Source organism: Emticicia fontis, assembly GCF_054779675.1.
Window position 1 is genome coordinate 122,636 of sequence record NZ_BAAGXU010000017.1, and the last position, 19,436, is coordinate 142,071.

Genomic DNA, 19,436 nt, shown 5'->3' on the forward strand with positions numbered 1-19,436 from the left:
TTTTAATCTATGAGTCGTATAAATATTTCTACAGGAGCCAAATGGGAGGATATTGTTGGGTATTCGAGAGCCGTAAAAATCGGAAATTTAATTGAAGTAACCGGTACTGTGGCTACCGATAATAGTGGAGAATTAGTTGGCAAGAATGACATCTATATCCAGACTAAGTTCATTATCCTGAAAGCAGAAAAGGTATTAGAGCAGCTAGGAGCAGGTCTGAAAGATGTCATTCGTACACGTATTTTCACTACTGATATTTCACAGTGGGAAGCCATAGGCAGAGCACACGGTGAGTGTTTTCGCACGATTAAACCATGTGCTACAATGGTTGAAGTAAGCGCCCTTATTGAAAAGGACTATCTGGTTGAAATCGAATTTACAGCGGTATTAGAAGATAAATAATCAGACCAGGTTATTTTTAATAGCAAAGGCCACCAGCCCTGCGGTATTTTTCAAGCCTAATTTCTCTATCATTCTCAATCGATGGCCTTCAACTGTGCGAGGGCTTAGTGATAGCTTATCGCCAATTTCTGCCGTGGTCAATCCTTCGCATATATGTTTCAGCACCTCTTTCTCGCGGTCTGATATATCAGTCTTATAGTTAAATATTTTATTGTCTTGCTGATCTTTACGGGTCATTTTTCTGAGCATTACTTTACTCACAAAATCACTGAAATAAATATCAGTTTCTATTACTTTTCTTATGGCTTTTTCTACCTCTTCGGGGTCATTATCTTTCAATAAATACCCATTAGCGCCAATTTCCATCAGATGCAAAATGTATTTATCTTCATCATGCATCGATAAAATAATCACTTTCACATTCGGAAAATCCTGTCGTATTCTTTCAGTAGTTTTAGTGCCATCTAATTGAGGCATCTGCAAATCCATCAATACTACATCAACCGGAACGCCAGGTAATTTATGCAAAAACTCTAAGCCATTCGTAGCTTCCATTACTACTTCAAAATCCGAAATCTGTTCCAGAATTGAAATCATACCTTTTCTAAACAAGCTATGATCGTCTACGACTGCAATTCTTATATTTGACATATCATTGGTAATTTTTGAGCAATGGGATTTCTATTTTTGTATTCGTCCCTTGTCCTATACTCGCTTTAATGTTAAACGTACCATTCACCACACTCAGGCGACTTTCGATATTCCTTAAGCCCAAGCCTGATTTTGGATCTTTCTTTACTGCTATCAAGTCAAATCCTTTTCCATTATCCGTAAAAATAAAGACAATTTTGCTGGGCTGTACCAAAAGTTTCAAGGTGATTTCCTGTGCTTCAGCATGTTTTAAGGCATTATTGACTAATTCCTGTGCTATTCTATAGATAGTCAGTTCAATTTTTTTGTCGAAACGTTGGCTTTCTTCAATTCCCTCATGATTAAAAATGAACAAAACGCCGGAAGCTATATGAATCTTCTGGATAAATTCATCAATGGCAGAAATAAGCCCGAAATCTTCTAAGGTACTAGGCACCAGTTCTCTTGAAATTCTTCTTACCTGATTGATTGATTCTTCGAGAAATTCTTTGGTAGTTTTTCCCTGTTCTGTCAGCTCAGCCGAAGTATTGAGTTTTTTCAATAACTGATTATAACTCATTTTGGTCATCGACAGCATGGCACCCACTTCGTCGTGCAGGTCTTTGGCTATTCTACGCCGCTCTACTTCCTGCACTTCTAGTGATGATTCCAGTAACTGTCGTTGCATTTCAGCCTTTAGTTCCTGTATAGCCACTTTTTGCTCAGCTTGTTTTTGTTTATAATACACTACGAAGAGAATACTAAAGATAATTAGTACCAAAAGACCGGATGAACCTAAGAAGATTAATTGTAGGTCACTCATCTTGCTGAGTATTATTCAAAGAGTTACTATACCAGAATGCCAGAGAGATGGTAAAATGGAATAAAATACTAAGCGCAGAGTTAATAATACCCCAAGATACTTGAGTAGTGCTTTTGGCCGCTTTTATAAGAAACAAGTTTACAAATAAATTCCCACCCAAAAAGAACAGTAGACCTACGCTCACCCAAAAGTAGGGAAATTTCGTAATATTTTCAACTTTCAAATCTTGCAAAAGCTGATAAAAATAGGCCAATACAATGATAAGAACTATCAGACTTGAAGCGGTATAGGTATAGTTGTTGAAAAAAGAGGTGTTAATTTGAGTAATGGAGCCTGAAGGGATTTCTAAAATAGAAAAGAAGGTAAAAACACAACAAGCTATAATAATGAATACGCGCCAGTATGTATGATGCGTCAGACGAAAATACAAAAATGCGATAATATAAAATCCTATAATTGAATGCCAGTTATAATAAAACAGCGTGTGAAAATTGTTACCCCCTGTAAAATAAAGGATATCAGAGGTTACGCCAAAAAAGTTTCTGATGAGTGTTAAAACCACGTAGGCAGTAAGTATTCTTAGTTCTGTGCTTAAATATTTTTTTCTGAGAAAAATTATCGTCAAAGGAATAAGAATACTTACTTCTGAAACCGTGGAAAAAAGCATTAATCCATTCATTCGTTTTCCAGTTCCTTGTTTTTATTTATCCGTTTCCGAAAGGTGGTTGTGGCGAACCATTCCCCAAACCATTCCCATCCGGTACATCTTTAAGGCCAGTCAGGTCAATTTCTATATCTTTACCGTTTTCATCTACCGCAACCAGAAATAATCTTGGTCTTAGTGGAGACTCATTTTTGTCATCAAACGGGCTGGTTGCAATTCTTGACTCTCCGGTTTTTTCGTCAAAAGTCTCATGAGCCATACCGTGATAGACTCTGATACCGGATACGGTTTTACTTTGTTGTTGGGCCAGACTGATTAGTTGATTGATTTTGTCGATGCCAAAAAACTCGCCTGTTCTTACTTCTCCATTGACTAAGAATTTTGAAGCAAGTGCATCTTGTCCTTTAGCTAAACCAATTTCATTTTTAAATTTACCAGTAAAATCTTTTACATCTTTTAATGAGAAAAGATCTCCGATTTTGCTTACTCTTTCGCGTAGGAAAGGCCATTGTAGTGCCATGTTCGTGAGGTGTTTTTAGATTAAGTAATGATCGATAGAAGATATTTTGTCAACAGTTCAAAATACATCCGAAATATATCATTAAGTATTTATATAACGTATAGACCGCCCAGTAAAATGCGTAAAAACCCCTGTCGAATTGAGGGAAACTACGTTTCCTTAAAATAAAAAACCTCACTATCGGGTAGAATAGTGAGGTTGTGGAACTGAAACAATCGTACTCAGAAAAAAAATTATATTTTTTTCACGTTGACTGCATTCAAACCCTTGCGACCTTCGACAACTTCGTATTCAACATGATCGTTTTCACGAATCTTTCTGCCGCCGAGACCTGTCACGTGAACGAAGATTTCTTGCCCTGAAGCATCATCAACGATAAAACCAAAGCCTTTAGTCTCGTTGAAGAATTTAACTACACCTGTTTGCATTGAAATAAAAAAAATTAAGAGAATAATGAAGAATTGAATTGCAATGTACATAATTTAAATGATAAAACAAGTTTTGTAGGAAATATATTTGGACAAAACTTATATTTATTTGTACAAAAAAGCAGATGACTGTATTATTTTTTTGTTGTTTTATTGCTAATTAAAAGAATATTAGTAGATTCGCTATATCTTTGTAAGATTATATCTTTAGATAAAAACAAAATGAATCGCCTGAGATACCTCGTAGAAAACCAACTTTTTGGCGTGTGCGCTAGCTTGGGAGAGAAGCTTAACTTCTCGGCAAGTAGTGTTAGGCTTTATTTTATCTATGCTTCCTTCTTTACCTTTGGCTCTCCGATTATCCTGTATTTAGTACTAGCTTTCTGGATGGAAGTACGTAAGCATCTGCGCCGCCATAAAAACCCTACTGTGTGGGAGTTTTAAACACTCTCCTAACTTTTAATCTTAATTTCTGAATTCTATCTGTTTTGTTAGAAGTATTCCGTTGGATTTTTTGCTCAAAAAATGTATTTTTGAAAAAAACGACATATCTAAACACTTCTAAACAAACACTATGAAGAAAATTCTGTTTTTCCTGCTTTTTTGTGCATCTTCTGGTTTTGCGCAAAACAGTGACTCTCTTCAAATCAGAAAAATCTATGACGAAATTCTGGCTAACGGAGAATGTTATAAAACGTTGACATATCTCTGTAAAACTATTGGCCCACGTCTGAGTGGTTCGGCAGGAGCAGCAAAAGCTGTGCAGTATACAAAAAAAGTGATGGAAGATTATGGGTTTCAGAAAGTGTTTCTTCAAGATGTAATGGTACCTCATTGGGTACGTGGCGCTAAAGAAGAAGCGTATATTGAAAACGGGAAAGTAAAAACTAAAGTACCAATTGTAGCTTTAGGTGGTTCAGTGGCAACACCTGTAACTGGTATAAAAGCCGAAATAATAGAGGTAAAAACATTTGAAGAACTTAAAGCATTGGGAGAGGCAAATGTAAAGGGAAAGATAGTATTATTTAATCGCCCGATGGACCCCAAAAAAATAGATACTTTTGAGGCTTACGGCGGTGCAGTAGGGCAGCGTGGCAATGGTGCTTCTGAAGCTGCTAAATATGGAGCAGTGGGGGCTATTGTGAGGTCGATGACGACTTTACAGGACGATAATCCGCATACAGGTGGAATGCGTTATGCACCGGGAATCCCGATGATTCCAACTGCGGCGATTAGTACGAATGGCGCAAATCTGTTGAGCAAACTAATAAAAGAAAATCCAAAATTAAAATTCTATTTCAAACAAAACTGTGAAACGCTGGCTGATGCTCCTTCTCACAATGTAGTAGGAGAGATACGTGGTACAGAAAAACCTGACGAAATTATTGTAATCGGTGGTCACCTGGATTCATGGGATTTGGCAGAAGGTGCACACGATGACGGTTCTGGTTGTGTACAAGCCATTGAAGTTTTACGTGCCATGAATGCTTTAGGCATTAAACCTAAACGTACAATCAGAGCAGTGATGTTTATGAACGAAGAAAATGGTTTGAGAGGAGGTACCAAGTATGCTGATTTAGCAAAAGAAAATAATGAAAATCATATTGCAGCGCTTGAGTCAGACGATGGTGGTTTTACACCAAGAGCATTTGGTATGGTAGGTACTGCTGCGCAGATTGCTAAAGTAGATGTATATAAGAAGTTATTTTCACCTTATGGAATAGCTGAAATCGGAAGAGGTGCTGGTGGTGCCGATATTGGGCCTTTAGGGAAATTAGGTACTTTATTGATAGGCTTCAAGCCTGATTCTCAACGCTATTTTGATTACCATCACGCTCAAAATGATAGATTGGAAGCCGTAAACGAAAGAGAATTGAAATTGGGTGCTGCTTCAATGGCAGCGTTAGTGTATTTGATTGATAAGTATGGTTTGTAATAAAATAGGTAGTATAACCCCACTCTCTAAATCTCTCTCCCCATCGGCGGTCTGACCCAACATTGGAGAGAGAGACTTTTTTTACCCTCTCCATTGTTGGAGAGGTCTAGGGCGGTCGGCCGCTGGCGTGGGGTCATAACCTCACAACCACTCTCCCCATCTGTCCGCCTTTCAATATCTTCTTGATTTCTTTATCTAATCCTTTTAAACCAACTGTTTTTGTAATAGTCTGGATTCCTTCCGGTTTCCATTTCCTAGCTAGGTTTTTCCATATTTTCTTACGCCACTCAATATCACATTCGGAAGAGTCAATCCCAAACATTGAAACACCGCGCAAGATGAAAGGAAAAACAGTTGTCGGTAATTCAGGTGATTGTACCAAACCACATAAACTGACAACGCCATTATATTGCATTGATTTCAGGATAGTAGCTAGCATATTACCGCCCACCGTATCAATGCAGCCCGCATAAATACCTTTTAACATAGGCCTACCTGACTGGTCATTAACAGCGTCACGAGAGATAACTTCTTTTGCTCCTAAATTTAATAGAAAGGCTTCTCCTTCTGGCTTACCTGTGACACCTGTTACTTGAAAACCCAATTTTGCCAGAATCATGACAGCCATGGTACCTACGCCACCTGTAGCACCTGTCACAATTACTTTACCTTTGTCTGGCGTCAAACCATTCTGTAATAGTTTATCTATACATAGAGCCGCTGTCAGCCCAGCTGTGCCGAAAATCATACTTTCTTTCAACCGCAAACCTCTTGGTAATTTTATTACCCATTTGGCAGGTACGCGAATGTATTGCCCAAATCCCCCTGAGGTATTCATACCTAAATCAAAACCTGTCACAATTACTTGTTCGCCTACTGAAAATTCATCAGAACTGGATTCTTCTACTACTCCTGCGGCATCAATGCCAGGCGTATGCGGATAATTACGAGTCACACCACGATTACCAATTGATGAAAGGGCATCTTTATAATTAAGTGATGAATATTTTACACGTATTAATACTTCTCCGGCAGGTAAATCATCGGTAGAACGCTCTATAACCTGGTTAGAAAATGTTTTATCTTCATTTTCGCTCGCATAAAAAGCTTGAAATGTTGGCATAGTATTCAATATTGTTTCGACAAATATGTTAAAAGTTTATTGTGATGAGAAACAAACTATTAATTAAAGTTCTTGAGTTTCGAAAATTATAAGAATAGAATTTATTAAGGAGTAATTTTGGTAGCTATGTTTGATAGGTAAAAAAATAAACAACTAAAAATTGTAACCTTATTACGTCATTCCTGTTTGAGCGCGATTAAAAATCTAGCTAAATACTATAAATTGTACAAAGATTTATCAGATTTTTAATTGCGTGAGTTAGAATGATGGGCTGCTTTTTGGTTACTTTTTGCAGCCACAAAAAGTAACAGCCCGAGACTAAGAAAATAGCAGTATAAACCTGTTTAACCTTAACAACCCATAAAATGGAACTTTTACAAAAGACTTTGAATTGTAAATAGAAATCAATTTCTCCCATGCCATATACCTCTAATCCTGACTTACCAACACTCAAATTACCTTTTGAATGGAATGGAACTCCCATTGATGAAAGAGGAAGATTTGTGAATTATGAATTTCCTTTTGTTGATTCGTTCAGAGATGTATTACGATGGCAATTCACCAAAAATCCGCAGAAGACAGAGAAGAAAACCGATAAATGGCGGGCAGAAGTCTTACAAAATCAAGGTTTTCTTGAATCAAAAAAAGATTGTATTGTTTGGCTGGGTCATGCCTCTTTCTTTATACGATTGGCAGGTATTACTTTGTTGATAGATCCTGTATTATTTAATGTCTCACTAATAAAGCGCCAATCAGCCTTACCAGTTCAGCCAGAGGATTTACGTAATCTTGATTATATTCTGGTTTCACATGATCACCGAGACCACTGCGATGAGAAGAGCTTACGATTATTAGCCAAAAATAATCCTGATACTACTTATCTGACAAGCTTAGGAGTAGATGGTCTAATAAAAACATTTACACAGAGCAATAAGATTCAGGCGGCAGGATGGTATCAGCAATACAAAACGGATGATGCCATAAAAGTATATTATGTGCCCTCAAGACATTGGGGAAGACGTTTTCTGACAGATACGAATGTCCGGTTATGGGGTGGCTATGTGATTCAGGGGGCAGGGAAAACAATTTACTTTAGTGGAGATTCGGGCTATGGTGGTCATTTCGAAGATGTTGGCAAAATCTTCCCAAATATTGATTATTGTATTATAGGAGTAGGCGCCTATAAACCTGAGTTTTTTATGGGACAAAGCCATGTTTCACCTACCAATGCCGTAAAAGCTTTTCATGACATGCACGCCAAAGTAATGATACCGATGCACTACGGCACCTTTGATTTATCTGACGAACCCATGGGAGACCCTTTGAGAGTACTCCATAAATTAGAAGAACAAGGTGAAATCAAAGGCGATTTAAAAGCCCTGAGAGTAGGAGAGGTGCTTAGCCCCTAACCCCTGAAGGGAATGTAGAGGAAGTCAGGACATTAGCTATGGTAAGTGATTAAGATTCGCTTACTTGGTACCGAACTTTATTGGCATCTAAAAATTTCAGAATTGTTTCTACATGCACGCCCATGCCAACATTGATAAACTGATGCTCGGTGATTTCTTTGTTATCCACCACAATTTTGGGCGAAAATCCTAAGGCTAAGTGAGCTGTTCGGCTTTGGATAGCCCAGATATTACCAGCAGTATCAAATATAGGCCCGCCACTTTGTCCTCGAAATCCGGGCGTAGAAGTTTCAATAAATTTTATCTCATATTGATTATTCCCGGAATTAGGCTGTAAAACCTCTCTGGTAAAAATCCCATCAATCGGAAAACGAGGAATTGGCAAGGCATTTGGCGCAATCTGAAAAGCATTAGTAGCTTCGTTAAAAGTAGCTTTTACTTCATGAAACGGGTATCCCAATTTACAAAGGCTTGTTCCTATAGCTAAGTTATCAGATTTTTTAAAGACAGGATATTGTGCACAAAATTGCGGATTATAGTTAGTTAGCCTGCCAATAGCTAAGTCATTTTCTGTAAGCAGAAATATATTATCAATCCCATGTATATCAGCGCCCCACCAATAAGAGTAAGTACTTATCCATTTTGGATTGTACTTTAGCTTTGCTAGTCTTCTTTTTTTATCCTGTGACGACAGATACTTATTGCCTTCTATTTCGCTTACCTCCTGATTATACTGATTGATTTCTGCTGTATCCCGCTGATGTGTCAGCATAATATCAAATATATGAGCAGCAGTCACAATCCAGCCATCAGCATTAACTATGACAAATGAGCCCACACTGCATTCAACAGTACCATCAAAACGTACGATTGAAATAAGAACAGGTTGTGTATAATTACTGGCGATTTGATAGGCTTTAGCAAACATCAGATTGGTGTTTAATCTCTAAAATTCAGGTATAAATAAAGCCCTCGAATTTCTCCGAGGGCTTCTTTGTATGTGATAAGCATTTGATTACATCATGCCGCCCATTCCACCACCGTGGCCATGACCACCCATGTCTGGCGCTTTTTCTTCTGGAATATCAGAAACTACAGCTTCTGTAGTTAATAATAAACCTGCGATAGAAGCAGCGTTTTCTAATGCTAAACGAGTTACTTTAGTAGGGTCGATGATACCCGCAGCCAACATATCTTCATATTTGTCTTCACGAGCATTGTAACCGAACGAACCTTCACCACCTTTAACCGCTTGAACAATTACTGAACCTTCGCCACCTGCGTTAGCAACGATTGTACGTAATGGCGCTTCAATAGCAGATCTGATGATAGCGATACCTGTTGTTTCGTCACCATTAGCGCCTTTTAAGCCTTCTAAAGCTGCTTGCGCACGGATTAACGCTACACCACCACCTGATACGATACCTTCTTCAACCGCAGCGCGTGTGGCATGAAGTGCATCATCAACGCGGTCTTTTTTCTCTTTCATTTCTACTTCTGTAGCAGCACCGATATAAATAATCGCTACACCACCTGACAATTTAGCCAGACGTTCTTGTAGTTTCTCACGATCGTAATCAGATGTAGTTGATTCGATTTGTGCTTTGATTTGATTTACACGACCTGTGATTTGTTCCTGATCACCAGCACCATTTACGATGGTTGTGTTATCTTTATCAATGATGATTTTATCGCAATGTCCTAGGTAAGATAGGTCAGCGTTTTCTAATTTGAATCCACGCTCTTCAGCAATTACAGTACCACCTGTCAAGATAGCGATGTCTTCCAACATTGCTTTACGACGGTCACCGAAACCTGGAGCTTTTACAGCACATATTTTCAATGCACCACGGATTTTGTTTACTACTAATGTAGCAAGTGCTTCTCCGTCAACATCTTCAGAGATGATTAACAACGGACGACCAGTTTGTGCTACACCTTCCAATACTGGAAGTAACTCTTTCATTGAAGAGATTTTTTTCTCAGAGATCAAGATGAAAGGTTTTTCTAATTCAACTTCCATTTTCTCTGGGTTAGTTACGAAGTAAGCCGATAAATAACCACGGTCAAACTGCATACCTTCTACTGTTTTAACTTCAGTTTCAGTACCACGTGCTTCTTCTACTGTGATTACACCTTCTTTACCAACTTTCTCCATTGCGTGAGCAATCATCTGACCGATTTCGAAATCGTTGTTAGCAGAAATAGTAGCAACTTGTTCGATTTCTTTTGAGGTAGAAATTGGTTTTGATTGGCCTTGTAATGCTTCAACAACAGCTGTAACAGCTTTATCGATACCACGTTTCAAGTCCATTGGGTTTGCACCAGCTGCTACGTTTTTAGCACCGATTGTGTAGATTGCTTGTGCCAATACAGTAGCGGTTGTTGTACCGTCACCAGCTTGGTCAGCAGTTTTAGAAGCTACTTCTTTTACTAGTTGAGCTCCCATATTTTCAATCGAATCTTTCAATTCGATTTCTTTTGCTACAGTTACACCGTCTTTAGTAATAGCTGGTGAACCGAATTTTTTATCTAGAATTACGTTACGACCTTTTGGTCCTAAGGTTACTTTAACAGCGTTAGCAAGTGTATCAACGCCACGCTTCAATTTTTCTCTTGCTTCTGTATCAAAAATGATTTGCTTTGCCATGTTGTTTTACTAATTATTAATTAGTGAATAAAAATGAGTGAATGATTGAATAGAGATGGAAATTATATGTAGAAAGCGAGTATTCTACTGTCCACACTATAATGGCGAACCTAAGGCTCAAAAAATTAAACGATTGCGTAGATATCTGATTCACGCATGATAAGATACTCTTTGCCTTCAACGGTAATTTCAGTTCCGGCGTATTTTCCGTAAAGCACGCTATCACCTACTTTTACTAATAGAGGCTCGTCTTTTTTACCAGGCCCTACTGCTACTACAATACCTTTTTGTGGTTTTTCTTTAGCAGTGTCGGGAATAATAATACCGAATGCCGTTTTTTCCTCCGCCGGAGCAGCTTCAATTAATACTCTGTCTGCTAGTGGCTTAACGTTTACTGACATAGTTATTTTGATTTTTTATGGTTTTAATAATTATACTTGTTAAAACCAGACAAACGTGTCTGATATCGAGATGCTGACAAGTCAACAAGATTTTTGCCAACGAGCCGCAAAGGTACGTTTTTCTGACAAATTTTCAGTAAATACTGACAAAATTGTTAAATAGTATGACATGCCATTGAAATATGTATGCGAAAGCCTAAATGAAATGTTGTATAGACAAGGGAGATTATTTACTGAACATTTTTTGTAAAGCTGTCCAGAGGTTTTTCTTTAAATTTGTGTCAGTAGCAATAGCGCCCAGGTTATTAGCCAAGAGAAAATCAATACCTGATACGGTTTTGATTTGATAGGGCATTAAAGGTAAGTCCCAATTAAGTTTGCCTAGTCCTACGCCAAAACTGATAAATTTGGTCGTAACTTTTTGCTCAATAAAAGACGGATAATCTATGTGCTGTGTTTTCTGAATCTCTATTAAATCTATTTGTGCCAACGATAAACCAACTGCTTTCAGGATATTACCCAATAAAACTTTTTCATCTTCCGAAATTACATCAGCAATTATTAAAACCGGATGATTTAATTTTAGAGGAACAATAACCGGTGCAACAGGTTTTGGTGTTTCAACTATAGGAGTAGGAGGCGGAGTAACTGAAACTTTAGGAGTTGATATAAACGCTGGAGCGACTTCTTTCTTCTCAACTACAATTTCCTTTTCAGAAACTATTTCAGTCTGTGGACTTTTGTAAAGGGTTTCTTTATTGAAAAGATATTGGGCTAGTATATGATTCATTTTTGTTGTTTTTGTAGAGACGTACGGTTCGCCGCGCAATTGCAATACGTCTCTACAAAACGAAAATATATTTAATTATCAAGAAATCACCGCTTCTCTTAAAATAACAGCCTGACGGTCTGGTCCGGTAGAGATGAAACTAATCGGAACCGCTAATTCGGTCTCTAAATAATTGATATAGTCTGACAATTCTGCCGGAATCTCATTATACGTATGGAAGTCTGCTAACGAACATTTCCAGCCTTTGAAAGATTTATAGATTGGTTCTACTGTAATATCTGTCAAATCAAATGGCATTTGCTCAGTAAGCGTACCATCTGGCAATTTATAATGTGTACATACCTTGATTTCATCTAAGAAATTCAATACATCCACCTTCATCATTATCAATTGCGTAACGCCATTCAGCATGATGCTGTATTTCAGGGCAGGTAAATCTAACCAACCTGTGCGACGTGGGCGACCTGTGGTTGCACCGAATTCTCTTCCTTCTTGGCGAATAGCTTCGCCTAAATCATCATTTAATTCAGTAGGGAATGGACCGCTACCTACTCTTGTGCAATAGGCTTTGAAGATACCATATACCTCACCTATCTGACGCGGAGCGACACCTAAACCCGAACATACCCCTGCGGCAGTAGTATTAGAGCTGGTTACGAATGGATACGAACCAAAGTCAATGTCTAGTAATGAACCTTGAGCTCCTTCGGCTAATATTTTCTTGCCATCTTTAATGGCCTCATTTACAATGTATTCGCTATCAAGAATCGTAAATTCTTTCAGGAATTCAACGGCTGCAAAGAATTCTCTTTCAGACTCTGAAAGATCATAAGCAAACTCATGGAAATCCAGCACTTGTTTATGCTTTTCTACAAGATTTTTATATCTGTCTTCAAAATTAGGAGAAAGAATATCACCTAATCTCAAACCCTGACGCGATACTTTGTCAGAATAAGCAGGGCCGATACCGCGTAGGGTAGAGCCAATTTTTGAATCACCTTTAGCTTTTTCTAAAGCAGCATCTAATAATCTATGCGTTGGGATAATGATAGCAGTCTTTTTCGAAATAATCAGATTCTTCTTCAATTCAAGATTATATTTGGCTAAACCCTCGATTTCTCTACGGAAAACGATAGGGTCAAGGACTACACCATTACCGATAATATTCAAGCAATCGGCACGGAAAATACCTGATGGAATCTGGTGAAGAACGTGTTTGATGCCATCAAACTCAAGGGTGTGTCCGGCATTCGGGCCACCTTGAAAACGGGCAACAACCTGATAGTCAGGGGCAAGCACATCAACAATTTTTCCTTTGCCTTCATCGCCCCATTGTAAACCTAGAAGTATATCAACCATTACTTATTAAAAAGACTATGTCTCTATTTTATATTAGAAAAAATTAAATTTTGTTTTCACATTTCTCACGCTGACAGTTTCCGTAGAATATAAGCGAGTGGTGCATTACTTTAAACTGGAGCATATCGCCTACCATACTTTGTATATTCTGCACGCGAGGGTCGCAGAATTCCATTACTTTATGGCAATCAACACAAATCAGATGGTCGTGTTGTTTGTAACCATAAGCCTTTTCATACTGTGCCAGATTTTTACCAAACTGATGTTTTGTTACAAGGTCACACTCAACCAATAAATCAAGGGTATTATATACTGTTGCTCTACTAACCTGATACTTTTTGTTTTTCATTGAAATATACAAGTCTTCTACCTCAAAGTGGTCGTCACGAGAGTATATTTCTTCCAATATCGCATACCTTTCCGGAGTTTTCCGAAGCTGTTTGGCTTCAAGATAAGCAGTGAAAATACGCTTGGCTGAGTCAAAATTTGAAGGGTTCGGAACCATATTGTTCGCTATGTTTGACTGTTATTTTGCTGTGAAGTTACAAAGAAAATAGATAAGAACGGAAAAATGAATGCAGGAATGATTATTTTTCTAAAAAAAATATACAAGCACTGAGTAAAGTTCAATGCTTGTATAAAGAATGAGAGTTCCAATAAATAAATATTACCAGGTGTTTTCTAAATCTTTTTTTACGTAAGTATGATTTCTTTCATCATACGCGCTGGCAGTAGCTGGTTTTTTCAATTTCAAGGCATCGCCTTTTTTGAAGATTCTCATTAAAAGAGCAATTGGTGTCAGGAAAATGAAGAAAATCAGGCTTAATAAGACAGTAGAGTTTACTCTGCCCAATATTTCAGCGAATTTAAGCCAAACCCAGGCAATTTTTTCGGCAACAAAATTGGAAAATATACTTAACACCCCAATCCCAAGTGCCGCAATCAATAAACCTTGTAATAATGTGCCTTTTGGCTGTGCAGCTAATACGCCTTTTGGTAGGAAAATGAAAAAAAATACTAATAATCCTACCACAATTGTCAGGATAATCTCTTTTGTGTTTTGTTGTTTCATTGCTTAAAATAAGGTATAAATAAACGGAGCAATAGCCGAACCACCGCCAATTACAATCAATACGCCAATTAATAACAATACCACAATCATTGGCATAAGCCACCATTTTTTTCTTTCTTTTAAGAAATTCCAAAGGTCTTGTAAAAAATCCATGATAGTACTCCTCCCTTCCCTGAGGGGGATTGGTTTAAGGTTTTGTTAGTTTTTAGGGACGCAAAACTAATCTAATTTGTATTCATCTTTCCATGATTCCGATTCGGTCCATTTTGGTTGGAATTTCTTATCAAAAATAAAATTTCCAACTACCAAATAGTCCATTTCGGTACGCATAAGGCACTTGTAAGCATCTTCGGGTGTACAAACAATGGGTTCGCCACGTACGTTAAAGCTGGTATTTACAATAACGCCATAGCCAGTCTGTTTCTTAAATTCGTTGATGAGTGTCCAATACCGAGGATTGGTTTCTTGATGAACAGTTTGAATACGAGCAGAGTAATCGATATGTGTAATTGAGGGTAGATCTGAGCGTAAGAAATATAACTTTTCCATCATTGGTAAATCTTCATAATCTGCCGGAAAAGCGTTTCTTCTTTTTGGGTTTACTCCATGTACTAATAACATATAAGGCGAAGGCGTTTCGCACTCAAAATACTCTTCTACATCTTCTGCTAATACAGATGGTGCAAAAGGGCGGAATCCTTCTCTATATTTGATTTTTAAATTCAGTTTTTTCTGCATTTCAGAGTTGCGGGCATCTCCTAAAATACTTCTGCCACCCAAGGCTCTCGGACCAAACTCCATACGCCCCTGAAACCAGCCTATAACATTCCCTTCGGCCAATAACTCAGCAGTTTTAGCTGCTAATTCATCAAAGTTGCCGAAGTATTGGTAATGAGCATCGTACTTTTTAGCCATTTGCTTCACATCCATATCCGAATACTCAGGTCCTAGATAGGAGCCATGCATTTCGTCTAAAGTATTTGGTGTCAGATTGCGCTCCTGATTAAAGTAGATATAATTAGCGGCTAAAGCAGCACCTAAAGCGCCACCGGCATCTCCTGCAGCCGGTTGGATATATACATTTTCAAAAATATTGGTCTTCTGTAATTTACCATTGGCCACACAGTTCAGAGCTACGCCACCAGCCATACAAAGGTTTTTCGAGCCTGTTAAACGTTTGGCCTCTTCGGCCATTTTAATAACAACCTCTTCAGTTATCTCCTGAATGGCTAAGGCAAAATCGCAATGGATTTGTTGTAAAAGACTTTCAGACTCACGGCGTTTGAAACCTAACAGTTTCTCCCACTTATCGTCAAATACCATTCTCAGGCCAGTAGCATAATTGAAATATTCCTGATTCAACCAGATTGAACCATCAGCTTTGATTTCTACTAATTCATTTCTGATCACATCTACAAACTTGGCTACCTGCTCCGAACCGTGGTTACCATAAGGTGCTAAACCCATGAGTTTATATTCACCAGAGTTTACTTTGAATCCGCAATAATAGGTAACTGCTGAATACAACAAGCCTAATGAATGTGGGAAACGTAACTCTTTTAATATCGTCATCTGCCCCCCCTTGCCATAGCAAATAGAAGCTGTTGCCCACTCACCTACACCATCAATGGTTAACACTGCGGCATCTTCGAAAGGAGCTGGATAATAGGCACTGGCTGCATGTGAAAGATGGTGCTCAGGAAAAAGTAATTTAGCTTTCTTTTTATCGTAGTTTCCGATTTTCTCTAATTCTTCATGAAGCATTCTTTTCAGAAACATCTTTTCTTTCAGCCATACCGGAATCGAAGTGAGAAATGATCTGAGACCTCTTGGCGAGAAACCATAGTAGGTCTCTAATAAGCGCTCAAACTTCAACAAGGGCTTGTCATAGAAAACGATTGCATCTACCTTATCGAGGGTCACACCACTATATTCTAAACAAAACTTAACTGCATTGGTCGGAAATGCCGGATCGTGTTTTATTCTTGTAAATCTTTCTTCTTGGGCTGCTGCGAGAATTTCGCCGTTTTTTATGAGAGCTGCTGCGGAGTCGTGATAGAATGCAGAAATGCCTAAAATTATCATGAATGTGTTTTTAGTCCTTAGATCTATAGTTTGTGTCAATTCAGTTACAAATATAGATAATTTGGAACCTTTCCTATATTAAATATTAATTAAGCTAGAAAAAATTTATTTAAGGGTAAGATTTTTTCTAATAACTCCTTTTCAGAGAATTCTATTTTGAATAATACAGGAAATCCGAAGCTTATTTGAATATATTTATGCCGGTTTTAAAAGCGGATTGTCAGGCCAACGCCATTACTTTCAGTAAAACCAAAGTCTGCTTTTTGTATAAAAGAAGCCAGAGGTTTTTTGTTTTTTAGCTTGGCGTTATAAATATCAACCGAGTGTTGTACCAATTCATTAGAAGATTCTATCAGGCATAATCCTGCTCCCACTAATCCAATCCCTATTAGTAATCTGGGTAAACTACGAATTTTGTATTGAACTTCCTGCCCTTTTACCATAGCAGTAGCATCTACTCCTTTCAAAGCTACAACAGCTATTCCAATACCTGCAACAGTTATGACTGGCGCTACCGGATTCATGTAGTATCCCCATTTGTATTTTACGTTCGGCTGCCAGGTATCTCTATATAAACGCAAAACCTTGTCGTGTGAAAGCTTAAAGCCATTTCTATAAATTTTTGTAGTTATAAATACTCTTTTGGCAACAAGCGTATCTAAGGTCTGGGCAGAGGTATGCAAGCTAATAACTACAAGAATTAATAGAATGGCAAATGATTTCATTGAAGAGTATGGTTATATGGGGTATAGGATGTTTAGACTCAGCTTTCAGCATCGACACGTGTTACCTGATGCACACCTTCTATCTCTTCCAAAGACTTCATCAGCGTTTCCAAATGTCGGGTATCCTGAACATATAATTTGATATCACCCGTAAATATACCATCATTTGTATCAACTGCCAAAGAACGCATATTAATATGTAGCTCACTTGAGATAACTTTCGAAATATCCTGAATCATTCCCATGCGGTCAATGCCATCCAGGTGCACAGTAGCCACAAAGGCTTTAGCTACCTGAGATGACCAGCGGGCTTTAATAACCCGATTGCCATATTGTGATAGTAACTGTTGGGCATTAGGGCAAGAGTTACGATGTATTTTGATACCTTCATTTACAGTCAGGAATCCAAAAACATCATCTCCCGGTATCGGATTACAACAACGCGCTAAAGTAAAGTCAATCTCCTGTAGGTCATCGCCGATGTAGAGCGTATCATTGCCTTTTACTTTCTTAAACTCTTTTTCAAAACTCTTGGCATCAGTAAAAGCCTTATTATCAATTTCAATTTTGGCTTGTTTATTTAACCGGGCATCTCTCTCAGTCTTGAATTTCTTGATTTCATCAGACTGGATATAGGCCTTACCAAAAGCATAATAGAGATCGTTATAATCTTTTTTATTAAAATAAGCACGTAATTGATTAAGGGTCTCAAGGTTATTCTCTAAGCCTAAAATCTTCAGTTTTTTGGCAATAATTTCTTTTCCATCACTATAATAAACCTTATTTTCTTCTTTCAATAAGTCTTTGATACGGGCTTTTGCCTTACTGGTAGTCACAAACCGAAGCCAGTCTTCCGATGGTTTCTGGTTTTTAGTGGTTAATATTTCAACCTGATCTCCATTCTGTAAAGTATAACTAATCGGTACTAGTTGATTATTTACCTTTCCTGCAGTACATTTTTTACCAATATCGGTGTGAATCTCAAAAGCAAAATCCAATACTGTAGCCCCCTTTCTTAATACCTTCAAATCGCCCTTAGGTGTGAAAACGAAAACTTCTTCATTATAGAAATTACCTCTGAAATCTTCCAGAAACTCGATGGCCGATTTATCACCAGATTGTAAGGTTTCACGCACCTGATTAATCCAGCGGTCGAGTGGCGCATTCATAGAGGTGTCATTACCTTTATACTTGAAGTGTGCCGCATAACCTCTCTCCGAAATCTCATCCATCCGCTCTGTACGAATCTGTACTTCTACCCATTGACCTGTATGACTCATCACGGTTGTGTGCAAAGACTCATATCCATTGGCTTTGGGAATCGAAATCCAGTCTTTCAATCGGTCAGGATTAGGTTTATACTCATCAGTAACTATTGAATACACCTGCCAACAGGCCGATTTTTCTTTTTCGGGCGTTGTATTGGTCAGAATAATTCTGATAGCAAACAAGTCAAAAATCTCTTCGAAAGGCGTATTTTGCTTTTTTATCTTATTCCAGATAGAATAAATATGTTTTGGACGACCCTTTATGATAAACTCGATTCCGGTATCCTGGAGTTTTTTCTTAAGGGGTTTGATAAAATTATCGATAAATCGGTCACGAGTTGATTTTGTACTCTTAAGTTTTTGTGCAATGTCTTTAAACATCTCAGGCTCTGTATACTTAAGGTAGAGGTCTTCTAGCTCTGACTTTATTTTATACAAACCCAGACGGTGGGCGAGGGGAGCATAGATGAAAATAGTTTCGTGTGCAATTTTAAGCTGCGAGTTACGAGCCATACTTCCCAGCGTACGCATATTATGCAGGCGGTCAGCCAGTTTTATCAGTATCACACGCACATCTTCTGAAAGTGTAATTAGCATCTTCCGGAAGTTTTCGGCCTGAGCCGAAGTTCCCTGTTCAAAATTGCCTGATATTTTGGTGAGTCCATCTATAATACGGGCTACTTTAGGGCCGAACTCTTTCTCAATTTCTTTTAAAGTCATATCTGTGTCTTCTACTACATCATGCAATAGAGCGCAGATAATAGAAGTAGCTCCCAATCCGATTTCTTCTACACAGATTTGAGCTACTTCCAAAGGGTGATATATATAAGGTTCGCCGGATTTTCGCCGCATGTCTTTATGGGCTTCAACGGCAATAGTAAATGCTCTTTTTATCTGCTTGGCATCATCTCCTTTCAGGGTAGGTTTCGCCGCCCGAAGTAATCGACGATACTTCGCTAATATCTCAGTTCTTTCTTTCTCTAGGTCTATCATTGGCTCAGACTGACGACTGGTTTCCACTTTTTCTGAAATTTCTCCTAACATTCTCTTCGTTTTATTGTATTCCTAAAACTAATATAATCAATGATTGCGGGAAGCCCAAATAATTCGTAAAGCTTTTGTTAAATTTTTAATTTTTCAAGTCATGAAAA

At 38.1% G+C, this 19,436-nt stretch carries 20 protein-coding genes; 4 read left to right on the top strand and 16 right to left on the bottom strand.

Annotation, left to right across the window (positions count from 1 at the left end):
• Window positions 1-9: 9 nt before the first annotated feature.
• Complete coding sequence (locus tag ACYVFA_RS10100) at window positions 10-402, top strand: RidA family protein (protein ID WP_460471706.1); 393 nt, start codon at window positions 10-12, stop codon at window positions 400-402.
• On the opposite strand, the gene ACYVFA_RS10105 is transcribed toward ACYVFA_RS10100, so the two are convergent.
• From ACYVFA_RS10105 to ACYVFA_RS10120, 4 genes are all read right to left on the bottom strand, one after another.
• Entirely contained in the window at window positions 403-1,053 is a 651-nt protein-coding gene (locus ACYVFA_RS10105; RefSeq protein ID WP_460471707.1) for a response regulator, read from the bottom strand. It abuts the gene before it with no gap.
• A gap of 1 nt (window position 1,054) precedes the next feature.
• Complete coding sequence (locus ACYVFA_RS10110; RefSeq protein ID WP_460471708.1) at window positions 1,055-1,855, bottom strand: sensor histidine kinase; 801 nt, start codon at window positions 1,853-1,855, stop codon at window positions 1,055-1,057.
• Between the two features lie 704 nt (window positions 1,856-2,559).
• Window positions 2,560-3,039 carry a hypothetical protein gene (locus ACYVFA_RS10115; protein ID WP_460471709.1) on the bottom strand — a complete coding sequence of 160 codons (480 nt, stop codon included), beginning with the start codon at window positions 3,037-3,039 and terminating at the stop codon, window positions 2,560-2,562.
• Between the two features lie 233 nt (window positions 3,040-3,272).
• Window positions 3,273-3,467 carry a cold-shock protein gene (locus ACYVFA_RS10120; protein WP_130019762.1) on the bottom strand — a complete coding sequence of 65 codons (195 nt, stop codon included), beginning with the start codon at window positions 3,465-3,467 and terminating at the stop codon, window positions 3,273-3,275.
• A gap of 222 nt (window positions 3,468-3,689) precedes the next feature.
• Between ACYVFA_RS10120 and ACYVFA_RS10125 the strand changes: the two genes are divergently transcribed.
• Together ACYVFA_RS10125 and ACYVFA_RS10130 are read left to right on the top strand one after the other, a co-directional pair.
• Window positions 3,690-3,911, top strand: coding sequence for a PspC domain-containing protein (locus tag ACYVFA_RS10125; protein ID WP_460471710.1), 222 nt, complete (start codon window positions 3,690-3,692; stop codon window positions 3,909-3,911).
• A gap of 130 nt (window positions 3,912-4,041) precedes the next feature.
• Window positions 4,042-5,403, top strand: coding sequence for a zinc-binding metallopeptidase family protein (locus ACYVFA_RS10130; RefSeq protein WP_460471711.1), 1,362 nt, complete (start codon window positions 4,042-4,044; stop codon window positions 5,401-5,403).
• Between the two features lie 133 nt (window positions 5,404-5,536).
• Here ACYVFA_RS10130 and ACYVFA_RS10135 read toward each other — a convergent pair whose 3' ends face one another.
• The gene (locus ACYVFA_RS10135) at window positions 5,537-6,526 is read right to left on the bottom strand and encodes a YhdH/YhfP family quinone oxidoreductase (RefSeq protein ID WP_460471712.1); all 990 of its coding nucleotides are present in this window, start codon (window positions 6,524-6,526) and stop codon (window positions 5,537-5,539) included.
• Window positions 6,527-6,942: 416 nt separating this feature from the next.
• On the opposite strand from ACYVFA_RS10135, the gene ACYVFA_RS10140 reads away from it, so the two are divergent.
• The gene (locus ACYVFA_RS10140; protein ID WP_460471713.1) at window positions 6,943-7,935 is read left to right on the top strand and encodes an MBL fold metallo-hydrolase; all 993 of its coding nucleotides are present in this window, start codon (window positions 6,943-6,945) and stop codon (window positions 7,933-7,935) included.
• Window positions 7,936-7,984: 49 nt separating this feature from the next.
• On the opposite strand, the gene ACYVFA_RS10145 is transcribed toward ACYVFA_RS10140, so the two are convergent.
• The 11 genes from ACYVFA_RS10145 to ACYVFA_RS10195 all read right to left on the bottom strand — a co-directional run bounded on the left by ACYVFA_RS10145 (window position 7,985) and on the right by ACYVFA_RS10195 (window position 19,329).
• Window positions 7,985-8,863: a S1 family peptidase gene (locus ACYVFA_RS10145; RefSeq protein WP_460471714.1), complete on the bottom strand. Its 879-nt coding sequence runs from the start codon at window positions 8,861-8,863 to the stop codon at window positions 7,985-7,987.
• 87 nt (window positions 8,864-8,950) lie between these two features.
• The gene (gene groL / locus ACYVFA_RS10150; protein ID WP_460471715.1) at window positions 8,951-10,585 is read right to left on the bottom strand and encodes a chaperonin GroEL; all 1,635 of its coding nucleotides are present in this window, start codon (window positions 10,583-10,585) and stop codon (window positions 8,951-8,953) included.
• 125 nt (window positions 10,586-10,710) lie between these two features.
• Entirely contained in the window at window positions 10,711-10,986 is a 276-nt protein-coding gene (locus ACYVFA_RS10155) for a co-chaperone GroES (RefSeq protein ID WP_101725194.1), read from the bottom strand.
• A 226-nt stretch (window positions 10,987-11,212) separates the two neighbouring features.
• On the bottom strand, window positions 11,213-11,776 hold the full coding sequence (locus ACYVFA_RS10160) for a hypothetical protein (protein WP_460471716.1): 564 nt from the start codon (window positions 11,774-11,776) through the stop codon (window positions 11,213-11,215).
• Window positions 11,777-11,854: 78 nt separating this feature from the next.
• Entirely contained in the window at window positions 11,855-13,135 is a 1,281-nt protein-coding gene (locus ACYVFA_RS10165) for an adenylosuccinate synthase (protein ID WP_460471717.1), read from the bottom strand.
• 43 nt (window positions 13,136-13,178) lie between these two features.
• On the bottom strand, window positions 13,179-13,640 hold the full coding sequence (locus ACYVFA_RS10170; RefSeq protein ID WP_460471718.1) for a Fur family transcriptional regulator: 462 nt from the start codon (window positions 13,638-13,640) through the stop codon (window positions 13,179-13,181).
• Between the two features lie 162 nt (window positions 13,641-13,802).
• Window positions 13,803-14,207 carry an SxtJ family membrane protein gene (locus ACYVFA_RS10175; protein ID WP_460471719.1) on the bottom strand — a complete coding sequence of 135 codons (405 nt, stop codon included), beginning with the start codon at window positions 14,205-14,207 and terminating at the stop codon, window positions 13,803-13,805.
• 3 nt (window positions 14,208-14,210) lie between these two features.
• On the bottom strand, window positions 14,211-14,360 hold the full coding sequence (locus ACYVFA_RS10180; protein WP_165372095.1) for a DUF5989 family protein: 150 nt from the start codon (window positions 14,358-14,360) through the stop codon (window positions 14,211-14,213).
• Window positions 14,361-14,426: 66 nt separating this feature from the next.
• Window positions 14,427-16,292, bottom strand: coding sequence for a carbamoyltransferase family protein (locus tag ACYVFA_RS10185; RefSeq protein ID WP_460471720.1), 1,866 nt, complete (start codon window positions 16,290-16,292; stop codon window positions 14,427-14,429).
• Window positions 16,293-16,498: 206 nt separating this feature from the next.
• Entirely contained in the window at window positions 16,499-17,017 is a 519-nt protein-coding gene (locus ACYVFA_RS10190) for a hypothetical protein (protein WP_460471721.1), read from the bottom strand.
• A 38-nt stretch (window positions 17,018-17,055) separates the two neighbouring features.
• Window positions 17,056-19,329 (bottom strand): RelA/SpoT family protein, encoded by a 2,274-nt coding sequence (locus ACYVFA_RS10195; RefSeq protein WP_460471722.1) that lies wholly within the window; start codon window positions 19,327-19,329, stop codon window positions 17,056-17,058.
• Window positions 19,330-19,436: the final 107 nt, after the last annotated feature.

Excerpts from the sequence above, each read along its gene's own strand:
- ACYVFA_RS10100 (WP_460471706.1), top strand. The coding sequence starts at position 10 with ATGAGTCGTATAAATATTTCTACAGGAGCCAAATGGGAGGATATTGTT.
- ACYVFA_RS10105 (WP_460471707.1), bottom strand. The coding sequence starts at position 1,053 with ATGTCAAATATAAGAATTGCAGTCGTAGACGATCATAGCTTGTTTAGA.
- ACYVFA_RS10110 (WP_460471708.1), bottom strand. The coding sequence starts at position 1,855 with ATGAGTGACCTACAATTAATCTTCTTAGGTTCATCCGGTCTTTTGGTA.
- ACYVFA_RS10115 (WP_460471709.1), bottom strand. The coding sequence starts at position 3,039 with ATGGCACTACAATGGCCTTTCCTACGCGAAAGAGTAAGCAAAATCGGA.
- ACYVFA_RS10120 (WP_130019762.1), bottom strand. The coding sequence starts at position 3,467 with ATGCAAACAGGTGTAGTTAAATTCTTCAACGAGACTAAAGGCTTTGGT.
- ACYVFA_RS10125 (WP_460471710.1), top strand. The coding sequence starts at position 3,690 with ATGAATCGCCTGAGATACCTCGTAGAAAACCAACTTTTTGGCGTGTGC.
- ACYVFA_RS10130 (WP_460471711.1), top strand. The coding sequence starts at position 4,042 with ATGAAGAAAATTCTGTTTTTCCTGCTTTTTTGTGCATCTTCTGGTTTT.
- ACYVFA_RS10135 (WP_460471712.1), bottom strand. The coding sequence starts at position 6,526 with ATGCCAACATTTCAAGCTTTTTATGCGAGCGAAAATGAAGATAAAACA.
- ACYVFA_RS10140 (WP_460471713.1), top strand. The coding sequence starts at position 6,943 with ATGCCATATACCTCTAATCCTGACTTACCAACACTCAAATTACCTTTT.
- ACYVFA_RS10145 (WP_460471714.1), bottom strand. The coding sequence starts at position 8,863 with ATGTTTGCTAAAGCCTATCAAATCGCCAGTAATTATACACAACCTGTT.
- groL (WP_460471715.1), bottom strand. The coding sequence starts at position 10,585 with ATGGCAAAGCAAATCATTTTTGATACAGAAGCAAGAGAAAAATTGAAG.
- ACYVFA_RS10155 (WP_101725194.1), bottom strand. The coding sequence starts at position 10,986 with ATGTCAGTAAACGTTAAGCCACTAGCAGACAGAGTATTAATTGAAGCT.
- ACYVFA_RS10160 (WP_460471716.1), bottom strand. The coding sequence starts at position 11,776 with ATGAATCATATACTAGCCCAATATCTTTTCAATAAAGAAACCCTTTAC.
- ACYVFA_RS10165 (WP_460471717.1), bottom strand. The coding sequence starts at position 13,135 with ATGGTTGATATACTTCTAGGTTTACAATGGGGCGATGAAGGCAAAGGA.
- ACYVFA_RS10170 (WP_460471718.1), bottom strand. The coding sequence starts at position 13,640 with ATGGTTCCGAACCCTTCAAATTTTGACTCAGCCAAGCGTATTTTCACT.
- ACYVFA_RS10175 (WP_460471719.1), bottom strand. The coding sequence starts at position 14,207 with ATGAAACAACAAAACACAAAAGAGATTATCCTGACAATTGTGGTAGGA.
- ACYVFA_RS10180 (WP_165372095.1), bottom strand. The coding sequence starts at position 14,360 with ATGGATTTTTTACAAGACCTTTGGAATTTCTTAAAAGAAAGAAAAAAA.
- ACYVFA_RS10185 (WP_460471720.1), bottom strand. The coding sequence starts at position 16,292 with ATGATAATTTTAGGCATTTCTGCATTCTATCACGACTCCGCAGCAGCT.
- ACYVFA_RS10190 (WP_460471721.1), bottom strand. The coding sequence starts at position 17,017 with ATGAAATCATTTGCCATTCTATTAATTCTTGTAGTTATTAGCTTGCAT.
- ACYVFA_RS10195 (WP_460471722.1), bottom strand. The coding sequence starts at position 19,329 with ATGTTAGGAGAAATTTCAGAAAAAGTGGAAACCAGTCGTCAGTCTGAG.